General features: G+C 39.4%; 15 protein-coding genes. 6 read left to right on the top strand and 9 right to left on the bottom strand.

All coding sequences use genetic code 11. The features are described from left to right. Positions 1 to 64: 64 nt before the first annotated feature. Complete coding sequence (locus O1Q81_RS01670; RefSeq protein ID WP_386688687.1) at positions 65 to 439, bottom strand: helix-turn-helix domain-containing protein; 375 nt, start codon at positions 437 to 439, stop codon at positions 65 to 67. Positions 440 to 595: 156 nt separating this feature from the next. Here O1Q81_RS01670 and O1Q81_RS01665 point away from each other — a divergent pair, with 156 nt between their 5' ends. From O1Q81_RS01665 to O1Q81_RS01655, 3 genes are all read left to right on the top strand, one after another. After that, positions 596 to 1,213, top strand: coding sequence for a transferrin-binding protein-like solute binding protein (locus O1Q81_RS01665; RefSeq protein WP_386695339.1), 618 nt, complete (start codon positions 596 to 598; stop codon positions 1,211 to 1,213). 145 nt (positions 1,214 to 1,358) lie between these two features. After that, a complete protein-coding gene (locus O1Q81_RS01660; RefSeq protein WP_386697896.1) occupies positions 1,359 to 1,595 on the top strand; it encodes a hypothetical protein in 237 nt (78 codons plus the stop codon). Positions 1,596 to 1,701: 106 nt separating this feature from the next. After that, complete coding sequence (locus O1Q81_RS01655) at positions 1,702 to 1,974, top strand: hypothetical protein (RefSeq protein WP_386697894.1); 273 nt, start codon at positions 1,702 to 1,704, stop codon at positions 1,972 to 1,974. Between the two features lie 51 nt (positions 1,975 to 2,025). On the opposite strand, the gene O1Q81_RS01650 is transcribed toward O1Q81_RS01655, so the two are convergent. Then, positions 2,026 to 2,850: a BRO family protein gene (locus tag O1Q81_RS01650; protein WP_386697893.1), complete on the bottom strand. Its 825-nt coding sequence runs from the start codon at positions 2,848 to 2,850 to the stop codon at positions 2,026 to 2,028. A 321-nt stretch (positions 2,851 to 3,171) separates the two neighbouring features. On the opposite strand from O1Q81_RS01650, the gene hslV reads away from it, so the two are divergent. The 3 genes from hslV to O1Q81_RS01635 all read left to right on the top strand — a co-directional run bounded on the left by hslV (position 3,172) and on the right by O1Q81_RS01635 (position 6,333). After that, on the top strand, positions 3,172 to 3,693 hold the full coding sequence (gene hslV / locus O1Q81_RS01645; RefSeq protein WP_386697891.1) for an ATP-dependent protease subunit HslV: 522 nt from the start codon (positions 3,172 to 3,174) through the stop codon (positions 3,691 to 3,693). 17 nt (positions 3,694 to 3,710) lie between these two features. Beyond that, positions 3,711 to 5,033, top strand: coding sequence for an HslU--HslV peptidase ATPase subunit (hslU, locus tag O1Q81_RS01640; RefSeq protein WP_386688697.1), 1,323 nt, complete (start codon positions 3,711 to 3,713; stop codon positions 5,031 to 5,033). 85 nt (positions 5,034 to 5,118) lie between these two features. Continuing rightward, complete coding sequence (locus tag O1Q81_RS01635; protein ID WP_386697889.1) at positions 5,119 to 6,333, top strand: aromatic amino acid transporter; 1,215 nt, start codon at positions 5,119 to 5,121, stop codon at positions 6,331 to 6,333. 79 nt (positions 6,334 to 6,412) lie between these two features. On the opposite strand, the gene O1Q81_RS01630 is transcribed toward O1Q81_RS01635, so the two are convergent. The 7 genes from O1Q81_RS01630 to atpE form a co-directional block, all read right to left on the bottom strand. Beyond that, positions 6,413 to 6,841, bottom strand: a complete 429-nt coding sequence (locus O1Q81_RS01630) for a F0F1 ATP synthase subunit epsilon (protein WP_386688701.1) — start codon at positions 6,839 to 6,841, stop codon at positions 6,413 to 6,415. 36 nt (positions 6,842 to 6,877) lie between these two features. After that, positions 6,878 to 8,251 carry a F0F1 ATP synthase subunit beta gene (atpD, locus tag O1Q81_RS01625; protein ID WP_386688703.1) on the bottom strand — a complete coding sequence of 458 codons (1,374 nt, stop codon included), beginning with the start codon at positions 8,249 to 8,251 and terminating at the stop codon, positions 6,878 to 6,880. 13 nt (positions 8,252 to 8,264) lie between these two features. Next, complete coding sequence (gene atpG / locus O1Q81_RS01620; protein WP_386695331.1) at positions 8,265 to 9,134, bottom strand: F0F1 ATP synthase subunit gamma; 870 nt, start codon at positions 9,132 to 9,134, stop codon at positions 8,265 to 8,267. 16 nt (positions 9,135 to 9,150) lie between these two features. Then, on the bottom strand, positions 9,151 to 10,692 hold the full coding sequence (gene atpA / locus O1Q81_RS01615) for a F0F1 ATP synthase subunit alpha (protein ID WP_386697887.1): 1,542 nt from the start codon (positions 10,690 to 10,692) through the stop codon (positions 9,151 to 9,153). 16 nt (positions 10,693 to 10,708) lie between these two features. Then, on the bottom strand, positions 10,709 to 11,254 hold the full coding sequence (atpH, locus tag O1Q81_RS01610; protein WP_386688709.1) for a F0F1 ATP synthase subunit delta: 546 nt from the start codon (positions 11,252 to 11,254) through the stop codon (positions 10,709 to 10,711). A gap of 13 nt (positions 11,255 to 11,267) precedes the next feature. Then, entirely contained in the window at positions 11,268 to 11,738 is a 471-nt protein-coding gene (gene atpF, locus O1Q81_RS01605) for a F0F1 ATP synthase subunit B (protein WP_386697886.1), read from the bottom strand. Positions 11,739 to 11,813: 75 nt separating this feature from the next. Further along, positions 11,814 to 12,068 carry a F0F1 ATP synthase subunit C gene (atpE, locus tag O1Q81_RS01600; protein WP_005599073.1) on the bottom strand — a complete coding sequence of 85 codons (255 nt, stop codon included), beginning with the start codon at positions 12,066 to 12,068 and terminating at the stop codon, positions 11,814 to 11,816. Positions 12,069 to 12,082 lie beyond the last annotated feature (14 nt).

Below are 12,082 nucleotides of genomic sequence, written 5' to 3'. Positions count from 1 at the left end.
TTTTGACCGCACTTTTGTTAAGCGAAAGTGCGGTCGTTTTTATCGGGATTTTTGAGCTATAACGCTATTTTGCCATTGAGTCCAAAAAATTGATTAAATTGCGTTTTTGCTCATTGGAAAGTTTCACCCAATGGTATTCCAGCCTTGATTTCAACGCATCGTTGCGTATCGGCACATACTGTTTCTGATCGGAAAAGGTCAAATTTTCCGCCTTACTGTCTGCAAAAAACCAACTGATCGGCGTATCCAAAATCACGGCGATATTCACCAAATGTGATACGTTCATTTTGGTCGCACCACGCTCATAACGGGAAAATTGCTGCTGAGAAACGCCAATTTGCTCCGCCAGTTTCTCCGCCGTCCACCCCACTTCCTTACGCCGTTGCTGAATCCGTTTGCCGATTGCCAAATCCACTTCCGCTGCGATAAATCTGCTCATTTGTGATCTACCTCACATTTTTACTCATTGAGTGATATTTTTGCGATTTATACGCTTGTGTTTATTGTTCTTAAGTTGTATATTTCAAATCCTACTCAATGAATGAGTAGAAACAATATTTTTCTATTCTATTTTCAATATGCTAAGGAAAACATCATGAACATACCTAAAGTATCCTCATTAATATTAACATCAGTTTTAGTCGCCGCTTGTAGTGGTGGTGGCGGTGGTGCTGGTACAGCAACAACTCCTGATGGAACCAAAATTGATTTAAGTACTAGTCCGAAAGGTTCTGTAATTGCCGATACAGTTAACGGAATTTTACTAGGACAAAATAATAACGACTCTTTTTATGGAGTTTGGCGGAATGATGAACAAAATTACAAGGAGCTACGCTACCAAGGAACAAAAGCAACAGATATTCCAAAATCTGGTATCGCAACCTATAAAGGAGATGCAGTCTGGATTAGCGGTTATGATTCAGGATTTAAACAAGGGGGAACAACCACAGTAAATGTTGATTTCAGCAATAAAACTGTTGAAGGTGAAATTACTTTCTCTATCTTGAACGGAGATGAGTTTAGACGTGATATTACTTTGCATAAAACCAATTTAAACGGTGCTGAATTCCAAGGTCAGGCTAGTGTAGCACTTAATGACGGTGGGGTTTATAAAGGAGCTTTATTTGGCGAACAGGCTAAAGAAGTGGCTGGTTATGTGAACTTCCAGAATAATAGTAATTTGGATGTTTCTTTCGGCGGTGTCAAACAATAATGATCTGAACCCCAAAAAATGGGACAGATAAATAAACTTAATACTGAGTTCTGTACTGTGTACAGGACTCAATTTTTTTAATAACTTTTTACATCGCTAACTGTGTTAAGATAACTTAATCTTAGGGTTATTCATTCAATACCATTTGGAGTTTAACCTTGCCACAACCAAGCTATTGATTGCCGAACAACTGGATTTTCTTAGCCATAATACCGAGCATCGTTTTGTAAAAAAACCTGATGTGATTCGTGCTTATAATTATTGCGAAATGAACGAGAAATTATTTGGTTTTTTGGATAAATTAGTCGCTTTACAATCGGGTAACAGAGAAACGATGAAAAAATATCTGCCAGCATTTGCCTTATTTACCGCCACAGCCTAACAGGGATTGCCGCCACCGTTTTCGCCTTGCTGACCAGCATGTTTTGGTTTCCCACACCCACCGAAACCAATCCGCAAATCGTAGAATTTTTACGGTTTGAACAAGATTGGCTTATCGGCGAGTGGGGTATAACAAAATATCTATCCGCCCTGATGGTTATCGTATCGCTGGTTGCCTTGTGTGTCGCATTTTGGTATCGCCAACTATGGGCTGGTATAGCGGTCATTATCATCATAGCGGTAACAAAAACCTTGTGGAGTATAATCAACAGCCAAGCAGGCACGGCGGTGGCACTACCAGCAATGCTGGGACTGGCAGTGTGTCTGGTTTTTGTGTGGTGGATAAAAAAGGTGAAATAGCAGGGCAACGAATTTGGTGAAACTGCCAGATTGGGTAACCAGCAAAAAAGTGCGAAGATCTAGGGTGTTGGTCATTTTATGCCTGTTCTCTTGGCAATACGTAACTCTTTGGCAGATTGCTCGCTGACGACCTTTTGCCCCGTGCGTTGTTCTAATGCGATTCGTGCGGTATGGGCGACCTCTCCACCTTGCTGTGCCACCTGTTTATTTTGCTCAAAATTTTCAGGGTTGACAGCTTGCGAAATATCTTTGGCAGACGCTTCGGCTAACATATTTAAAATCAGCTCAGTGTTGGTCATATTATCACGCAAATTTTCCTTTTTTAGCCCTTTGTGCTGCTTGTATTCTTTGACGGTTTTACCGCTCCACGCTTTGGTCAGAATATTGGTTAATACAGCAAATTGTTGTCCATCTAATACACCTGTTCGTTTCCATTCATCAGTAAGTTCCTTACGGATTTCAATGCTTTTCAGGCGTTGGTTAATCCAATCGTCCGAATAGCCCAAACGTTGATAATCTCGCAACGCCCGTTCAATGGTGAGTTCTGGATCTTGAATTTCGTCTAAGCGTTCACGCCCAACCTGAGCCAGCCACAATTTAAACGGCTCGGCTTTTGGCGATGGAATAGATTGAATTAGGCGGAATAATTGCTCGGTGTCGGCAACATCGGTTTTATACATTTTTCCGTCTGCGGCTGGCATTTTCAGTTGACTACAATTTGTAGCCAACTGACTTCCTTCCTTTTTAAGCCTTGTTTTTAGCACACTCCAATATTTTCTTGGGTTCTGACTTTCCGTCAAAACCTCAACCACATCAACAATAGAAAAATACCATTTTTCCTGTTCGGCATCCCAATGGGAACGCACTTCTTTTTGTTCAAAAATTTGCAGCTGCATTTTTATCTCGGTTTAAATCAAAATTGGTTAATAATGCTTAACAGATTAGACACTTATTGCTATCTAGTCAATACTGTTTATGTCAATTAAAATAGCCAAATCTTAAAACAATACACTGAAAATTTTGTAAAAAATCACCGCACTTTTTATCTCAACCACAAGGAAAATATGATATCCAAAATTTCCCCCGAACGCTTGGACACGCACCCCCAAAGATGGGAAAAGAACCTTTGAAATGCAGTTTTTTTATTAAAAATTCACCTTGAAATATCCCGATCCAACCCCATTTACAATATAAATTTGCATAAAAAGGATCATAAAATGACAACAATAGTATGTGTACGCAAAGATGGTAAAGTCGCTATTGGTGGTGATGGACAAGCAACCTTGGGTAATTGTGTTGAAAAAGGTACTGTGCGTAAAGTTCGCCGTGTATATAAAGACAAAGTCGTGACTGGATTTGCTGGTTCAACGGCTGATGCCTTTATTTTACTTGATTTATTTGAGAAAAAACTTGAACTCCATCAAGGGCATTTAGTTAAAAGTGCGGTGGAATTAGCCAAAGAATGGCGTACTGAACGTGCGTTACGCCGCCTAGAAGCGATGATGATTGTAGCGAATGAAAACGAGTTTTTATTGGTATCTGGTAGTGGTGATGTGATTGAACCTGAATTTGATGTATTAGCGATTGGATCAGGGGGTAACTATGCTAAATCTGCAGCATTAGCATTACTTCGCACGAATAATAATTTAACTGCTACAGAAATTGTTAAACAATCTTTAAATATTGCGGGTGATATTGATATTTATACCAACCACAATCACATTATTGAAGAATTATAAGAAGAAGGAAATATTTTATGTCTATGACCCCTCGTGAAATTGTTTCAGAGTTAGATGCTCATATTATCGGTCAAAGTGATGCCAAACGAGCTGTTGCTATCGCCTTGCGTAACCGTTGGAGACGTATGCAGTTATCTGAAGAACTCCGCCAAGAAGTAACGCCAAAAAATATTTTAATGATAGGTCCAACTGGTGTAGGTAAAACTGAAATTGCTCGCCGTTTAGCTAAATTAGCCAACGCTCCATTTATTAAAGTGGAAGCCACCAAATTTACCGAAGTTGGTTATGTGGGTAAGGAAGTGGATTCTATCATCCGTGACTTAACGGATATGTCAATGAAATTAGTGCGTCAGCAAGCGGTGGAAAAAAATAGAATGAAAGCCCAAGATGCAGCGGAAGATCGTATTTTAGATGCGTTATTACCGCCAGCTAAAGATCAGTGGGGTAATACAGAAGAAAGTAATAATGAAGCTACTCGCCAAGTTTTTCGTAAGAAATTACGTGAAGGTCAATTAGATAATCGGGAAATTGAGATTGATGTATCTCACCCCGTTAGTGTGGAGATTATGACCCCTCCAGGCATGGAAGATATGACTTCGCAATTACAATCTTTATTTGAAGGAATGTCACCAAGCAAAACCAAAAAACGCAAAATGAAAATCAAAGATGCGTTAAAAGTAATGATTGATGAAGAAGCAGCGAAATTGGTAAATCCAGAAGATTTGAAACAGAAAGCGGTAGAATCTGTGGAACAACACGGCATTGTATTCATTGATGAAATCGACAAAATCTGTAAAAAAGGGGAATATAGTGGTGGCGATGTATCTCGTGAGGGTGTACAACGGGACTTGTTGCCTATCATTGAGGGTTCAACAGTTAATACTAAACACGGTATGGTAAAAACTGACCATATTTTGTTTATCTGTTCTGGAGCGTTCCAAGTGGCTCGTCCATCGGATTTATTACCTGAATTACAAGGTCGTTTACCCATTCGTGTGGAATTAAAATCACTTACCAAAGAAGATTTTGAACGTATTTTAACTGAGCCAAATGCTTCATTAACTTTACAATACCGTGAGCTAATGAAAACTGAAGGGGTTGAAATTGAGTTCACCCAAGATGGGATTAGTAAAATCGCTGAATCTGCATTCCGTGTTAATGAAAAAACCGAAAATATTGGAGCAAGACGTTTACACACGGTATTAGAACGCTTAATGGATGGTATTTCGTTTGATGCTAGTGAACGTTCAGGTGAGAAAATTATCATTGATGAAAATTACGTTTCTACCGCATTGAATGATGTGGTGGATAATGAAGATTTAAGTCGGTTTATTTTATAATTTATTTTTATATCAAAGGCGTTATTTACAACGCCTTTTTGTTATGCTAAAAATCTCATAACAACATATAAAAAGGATAAATACCATGAATAGAACATTAGGAAGTACTTTACTTGTATCAGGCACCATGATTGGTGCAGGAATGTTAGCAATGCCACTAACGGCTGCGGGTATAGGATTTTCCTTTACCTTTGTATTATTAGCAATATTATGGCTTTTATTGACCTATAGTGCGTTATTATTTGTAGAAATTTATCAAACTGCTGAACATGATGCAGGTATAGGCACACTTGCTGCACAATATTTTGGCAAAACTGGTAGAATTATTTCAACGACCATTTTAATGATCTTTCTTTATGCGTTATTAGCCGCTTATGTTACAGGTGGGGGAAATATTCTCGCATCCACTATCCCACAAATTAGTGATGCGGAAACCACATCTAAAATTTCCATTGTGCTATTCACTATTATTTTTGGAGCATTTGTCATCATTGGAACAAAGAGTGTCGATGTGATTAACCGCTTACTCTTTTATATTATGCTCGCCGTATTAGCTTTTGTATTAATTTTAATGTCACCCAAAATTAGTATGGATAACCTAATGGCGATGCCGATTGATAATGCCTTATTAATTTCTGCCAGCCCTGTGTTCTTTACTGCTTTTGGCTTTCACGGTTCAATTCCTAGTCTAAATGCGTATTTAGGTGGAAATGTCAAAGCACTGCGAATTTCTATTCTTACAGGTTCTTTGATTACCCTAATTATCTATATTTTATGGCAACTTTCTACTCATGGTGTACTAAGCCAATCTGTGTTTTTAGATATTTTACAAAAAGATCCAACATTGAATGGTTTGGTGACTGCGACTCGCGAAATCACTGGAAGTAATGCAATTAGTAGTACAGTAAAAATATTCTCAGCTCTTGCGTTAATTACTTCTTTTCTTGGTGTATCGTTGGGTTTATTTGATTGTGTTAAAGATTTACTAAAACGAACTTTTAATTTTTCTGCTGGGAGAATAACTTTAGGTGTGTTGACATTCTTACCACCAATGTTGTTTGCTTTATTTTATCCACAAGGCTTTATTTTAGCTCTTAGCTATGCTGGTCAAATGTTTGCTTTTTACGCCGTGGTGTTACCTGCAGCATTAGCTTGGAAAGCTCGTCAGAAATATCCTAACTTGCCATATAAAGTTTTTGGTGGAAATGCTTTATTAATTGTAGTTTCTGTTTTGGGGATTGTTATTGTTTCAATTCCATTTTTAATTCAAGCTGGATTATTGCCTAAAGTCGTTGGGTAAAAGTGCGGTGTAAAAAAAAAGAATTTTTACTACAATAAAAAACCGCCTTTCGGCGGTTTTTCAATAACAATATTAACGATTAACGACCATTCTTCGTTAATTTTTCCGTTAATTCGTAAGCGCGAAGTTTAGCTAGTTCTTGTGAAAGTTTAGCTACCATTAATTGATGGTTAGCATCACCAGATTTCGCTATAATATTTTCTTCTGCTTTGCGTTTTGCATTCAATATGCGATCTTGGTCTAACTCATCACCACGAATAGCGACATCTGCTAACACAGTAACGATATTAGGTTGAACTTCTAAAAATCCCCCTGACACATAGATAACGTCTTCGCTATCATTTTCAAGGGTGAATTTCACAATCCCTGGTTTAATCGCTGTCATTAAAGGAGTGTGATTAGCTAAAATCCCTAATTCCCCTTCAATCCCACTTGCTTGAACGCTTTTTACCGCACCCTCGAAGATTTTTTTCTCCGCACTCACGATAATTAAGTTAAATGTTGCCATTTTGATCTCCTTCAATCTGGTAATCAGTTGAAGTGATTACATATTTTTCGCTTTTTCAACAACTTCATCGATTGAACCCACCATATAGAACGCTTGTTCTGGAATATGGTCGTATTCACCGTCAAGAATACCTTTGAAGCCACGAATGGTATCTTTTAATGACACATATTTACCTGGTGAACCCGTAAATACTTCCGCTACGAAAAATGGTTGTGATAAGAAACGTTCGATTTTACGCGCACGGGCTACCACTAATTTATCATCTTCGGAAAGTTCGTCCATACCAAGAATAGCAATAATATCTTTCAATTCTTTGTAACGTTGTAAAATACCTTGTACACCACGCGCCACGTTGTAGTGTTCTTCACCAACCACTAATGGATCTAATTGGCGAGAAGTTGAATCTAACGGGTCAACCGCAGGGTAAATACCGAGTGATGCGATATTACGGCTTAGTACCACGGTAGAGTCTAAGTGAGCAAAGGTTGTGGCTGGTGATGGGTCAGTTAAGTCATCGGCTGGTACGTAAACCGCTTGCACAGAGGTGATAGACCCTGTTTTGGTGGAGGTAATACGTTCTTGCAACACCCCCATTTCTTCCGCCAAAGTTGGCTGATAACCTACCGCAGACGGCATACGACCTAACAACGCAGATACTTCTGTCCCTGCAAGGGTATAACGATAGATGTTATCCACGAAGAATAATACATCACGCCCCTCATCACGGAATTTTTCTGCCATGGTTAAGCCTGTTAATGCCACACGCAGACGGTTGCCCGGTGGCTCATTCATTTGACCATAAACGAGCGATACTTTATCCAATACGTTAGATTCGGTCATTTCGTGGTAGAAGTCGTTACCCTCACGAGTCCGTTCACCTACCCCTGCGAATACGGAGTAACCTGAGTGTTCGATCGCAATATTACGGATTAATTCCATCATATTTACGGTTTTACCTACACCTGCACCACCGAATAAACCCACTTTACCCCCTTTCGCAAACGGGCAAATCAAGTCGATAACCTTGATCCCTGTTTCCAAAAGTTCGGTACTATTAGATTGATCTTCATAACTTGGTGCTGCACGATGGATTGCCCAATTTTCTTCTGCACCAATGTCGCCTTTTTCATCAATCGGCTCACCCAGCACGTTCATAATACGTCCTAAGGTTTTCACGCCCACTGGCACAGAAATCGGATGACCTGTGTTTTCTACTTTTAAACCACGTTTTAAACCATCAGATGAACCCAGTGCAATACAACGTACCACACCGCCACCTAATTGTTGTTGCACTTCAAGGGTTAAGCCTGATTCAACTTTTAAGGCATCGTAAACCTTTGGTACAGCATCTTGTGGGAATTCAACGTCGATTACCGCACCGATAATCTGTACAATTTTTCCTGCTGACATTACCTGTTCTCCATTAAATCGCTGCTGCACCAGCAACAATTTCATTTAATTCATTTGTGATACTTGCTTGGCGAGCTTTGTTATACACCAACTGCAAGTCATTGATTAAATTCCCTGCATTGTCTGTTGCTGCTTTCATCGCCACCATTCGAGCCGCTTGTTCTGAAGCTAAATTATCAACCACTGCTTGATATACTTGAGATTCTAAATAACGCACCAATAAGCTATCTAATAGCATTTTTGGATCGGGTTCATAAATATAATCCCAAACATTTTGTCTTTCGCCTAATTTATCAGTTTCTAATTCTGGTAATGGCACAAGCTGTTGGTAAACTGGTTTTTGCGACATGGTATTAACAAACTTATTGTATGCAATATAAATAGCATCAAGTTCGCCATTACGATAGGAATCGATCATACCATTTACCACACCCAATAAATCTTCTAATACTGGGTTATCGCCCAAACCTGAATGTTGTCCTTGTATTTTCAAACCAAGAGAACGGAAAAAACCAATCCCTTTTGAACCAATTAAACTAAGTTCAACAGTCACGCCTTTTTCTTTCCATTGTTTGATTTCGTTAAGTGCGGTCTTAAATAAATTAATATTTAGACCACCACACATACCACGATCCGTTGAAATAACAAGTACACCTACTTTTTTGACTTCACGTTCAATTAAAAACGGGTGTTTATAACCAACTGTTGCTTTAGACACATGGCTAATAACATTTCTAATGGTTTCAGAATAAGGGCGAGATGCTGCCATACGATCTTGCGTTTTACGCATTTTCGATGTTGCTACCATTTCCATTGCCTTGGTAATTTTTTGTGTACTTTGTACACTGGCAATTTTGGTTTTTATCTCTTTTCCACCAGCCATGTTATTTCTCCGTTAATTACCAAGCATTATTTGCTTTGAAACTATCTAAAATACCTTTCAGCATATTTTTAATTTCATCGTTATAATTGCCTGATTTATTGAGTTCCTGCATAAACTCAGCATATTGACGATGAGCATAATCTAAAAGTGCGGTTTCAAAACTGGCAATTTTATTTAATTCCACATCTTCTAAATAACCAAATTCAACGGCAAATAACACTAATGCTTGTTCAGAAACACTGAGCGGAGCATATTGTTTTTGTTTCAATAATTCGGTTACTTTTTCACCGTGGGATAATTGTTTACGAGTGGCATCATCGAGATCTGATGCAAATTGTGCGAACGCCGCTAACTCACGATATTGTGCTAAGGCAGTACGGATACCCCCAGCGAGTTTTTTCACCACTTTAGTCTGAGCTGCACCACCCACACGAGATACCGAAATACCTGGGTTTACCGCAGGGCGAATACCTGAGTTAAACAAGTTAGATTCTAAGAAAATCTGACCATCGGTAATGGAAATTACGTTGGTTGGAACGAACGCTGATACGTCCCCTGCTTGGGTTTCAATGATTGGAAGTGCGGTTAAAGAACCTGTTTTACCTTTCACTTCACCATTAGTAAAGCGTTCTACATAATCGGCATTGACACGAGAGGCACGCTCTAATAGACGGCTATGTAAATAGAATACGTCACCTGGATAGGCTTCACGACCTGGCGGACGGCGTAATAATAAGGAAATTTGACGATAGGCTACCGCTTGTTTAGATAAATCATCATAAATGATTAACGCATCTTCACCACGATCACGGAAATATTCACCCATTGCACAACCAGCATAAGGGGCTAAATATTGTAATGCAGCGGATTCAGAAGCCGATGCCACCACCACGATAGTGTTCGCTAACGCACCATGTTCTTCTAATTTACGTACCACGTTAGCAATGGTTGATGCTTTTTGCCCAATCGCCACATAAATACATTTAATGCCTGAATCACGTTGGTTAATGATCGCATCAATGGCTAATGCGGTTTTACCCGTTTGACGGTCGCCGATAATCAACTCACGTTGACCACGACCGATTGGCACCATGGAGTCCACTGCTTTATAACCCGTTTGTACAGGTTGATCCACGGATTGACGGTCGATAACCCCAGGGGCAATCACTTCAACGGGTGAGAAACCGTCATTTTCGATTTCGCCTTTACCGTCTATCGGTTCACCTAAGGTGTTCACCACACGACCTAATAAACCACGACCCACTGGTACTTCAAGGATTCGACCTGTACATTGCACTTCCACGCCTTCTGCTAAGTCTGCATAAGGTCCCATAACTACCGCACCGACAGAATCACGTTCCAAGTTTAATGCCATAGCAAAACGGTTGTCAGGTAAGGCAATCATTTCACCTTGCATTACATCACTTAAACCGTGAATACGGATAATCCCGTCACTCACGGAAACGATTGTCCCTGTGTTGCGAGCTTCGCTCACCACATCAAATTGGGCAATTCGTTTTTTAATCAATTCACTAATTTCTGTTGAATTTAGTTGCATTTTAAATTCCTTCTTTTCATTGCAATTCGTTAGCCAAACGATCGAGCTGACCACGACTTGAACCGTCTATCACAAAATCATCGGTACGAATGATAACCCCTGCGATCAGCGAGCTATCTACACTGCAATTTAATTTCACTTTGCGAGCAAGTCTTTTTTCCATTGCGGCGACAATTTTTTGTTGTTGCGTTGCACTTAATGGTTGAGCCGAAATGGCTTGAACTTCCGTGCTAGCATTATGTTCTTCCACATAATGTTGAAATTCATCAAATACTGCTGGAAGTGCCGTCAATCGCTTATTTTCAGCCATTAACCGAATCAGATTTTGCCCATATTGATCAAGTTGTTCGCCACAAATTGAAATCACCGTATCTGCCACTTTTTTAGCAGAAAAAGAACTGCTTAAAAAAGATTGCACCTGTTCATTTTCTGCTACCTGTGCCGCAAAACTGAGCATTTCTGTCCATTTTTGCACCGCACTTTTATCGGTCGCTGACTGTTCAACGGCAAAATCAAATGCTGCTTTGGCATAAGGGCGAGCTATCGTAGTTAATTCTGACATAAGCTCAACCTTCCTATAATTCTGCAACTAACTTATCAATAATGTCACTGTTGGCCGCTTCATCAATGGTACGACCCACAATTTTCTCTGCACCTGCAATAGCAAGTGAAGCCACTTTCACACGTAATTCTTCTTGCACACGTTTACGTTCAGATTCAACTTCTGCATAACCTTGTTCAATAATTTTGGCTTTCAAAGTTTCCGCTTCTGCTTTCACTTCTTCTAGCACTTCATTACGGCGTTTATTGGCTAAATCGATAATTTCTTGTGCTTGTAATTTTGCTTTAGAAATTTCTTCTTCCGCTAATACTTTGGTATCGGCTTGCTCTTTTTTAGCCACTTCGGCAGACGCTAACGCATTGGCAATATTCGCCTGACGATCTTCAATCGCTTTAATGAGCGGTGGCCAAACATATTTCATACAAAACGCAACGAAAATTGCGAATGCAATAAGTTGACCGATTAATGTTGCATTTAAATTCACAACGCCCTCCTACTAAAAAGTCGGTGAAGTTATCCCAGATAATCCTCTGAAATAACAATAAATATCAAGCCCGACTTATTTTAATAAATCAATGAACGGGTTTGCGAAGATGAAAAGTAATGAAATACCCACAGCAATCATTGCGATAGCATCTAAAAGACCAGCAACGATAAACATTTTCGTTTGTAAGCTACTGGCTAATTCTGGCTGACGAGCAGAAGATTCTAAGAATTTACCGCCTAAAATAGCAAAACCAATCGCTGTTCCCAGTGCGGCAAAAGCTAATAAAATTGATGCACCAATAATTGTTGCTGTAATTACAGATTCCATAATGTTCTCCATTA

Origin of the sequence: Lonepinella sp. MS14436 (assembly GCF_042470565.1) — a bacterium.
In the GTDB taxonomy this organism is placed as follows: domain Bacteria; phylum Pseudomonadota; class Gammaproteobacteria; order Enterobacterales; family Pasteurellaceae; genus Lonepinella.
The sequence above is the reverse complement of the archived record's forward strand: the minus strand, read 5'-3'. Positions and strand labels throughout refer to the sequence as shown.

Excerpts from the sequence above, each read along its gene's own strand:
- O1Q81_RS01665 (WP_386695339.1), top strand. The coding sequence starts at position 596 with ATGAACATACCTAAAGTATCCTCATTAATATTAACATCAGTTTTAGTC.
- O1Q81_RS01635 (WP_386697889.1), top strand. The coding sequence starts at position 5,119 with ATGAATAGAACATTAGGAAGTACTTTACTTGTATCAGGCACCATGATT.
- atpA (WP_386697887.1), bottom strand. The coding sequence starts at position 10,692 with ATGCAACTAAATTCAACAGAAATTAGTGAATTGATTAAAAAACGAATT.
- hslV (WP_386697891.1), top strand. The coding sequence starts at position 3,172 with ATGACAACAATAGTATGTGTACGCAAAGATGGTAAAGTCGCTATTGGT.
- hslU (WP_386688697.1), top strand. The coding sequence starts at position 3,711 with ATGTCTATGACCCCTCGTGAAATTGTTTCAGAGTTAGATGCTCATATT.
- atpE (WP_005599073.1), bottom strand. The coding sequence starts at position 12,068 with ATGGAATCTGTAATTACAGCAACAATTATTGGTGCATCAATTTTATTA.
- O1Q81_RS01670 (WP_386688687.1), bottom strand. The coding sequence starts at position 439 with ATGAGCAGATTTATCGCAGCGGAAGTGGATTTGGCAATCGGCAAACGG.
- O1Q81_RS01650 (WP_386697893.1), bottom strand. The coding sequence starts at position 2,850 with ATGCAGCTGCAAATTTTTGAACAAAAAGAAGTGCGTTCCCATTGGGAT.
- atpG (WP_386695331.1), bottom strand. The coding sequence starts at position 9,134 with ATGGCTGGTGGAAAAGAGATAAAAACCAAAATTGCCAGTGTACAAAGT.
- atpH (WP_386688709.1), bottom strand. The coding sequence starts at position 11,254 with ATGTCAGAATTAACTACGATAGCTCGCCCTTATGCCAAAGCAGCATTT.
- atpD (WP_386688703.1), bottom strand. The coding sequence starts at position 8,251 with ATGTCAGCAGGAAAAATTGTACAGATTATCGGTGCGGTAATCGACGTT.
- O1Q81_RS01630 (WP_386688701.1), bottom strand. The coding sequence starts at position 6,841 with ATGGCAACATTTAACTTAATTATCGTGAGTGCGGAGAAAAAAATCTTC.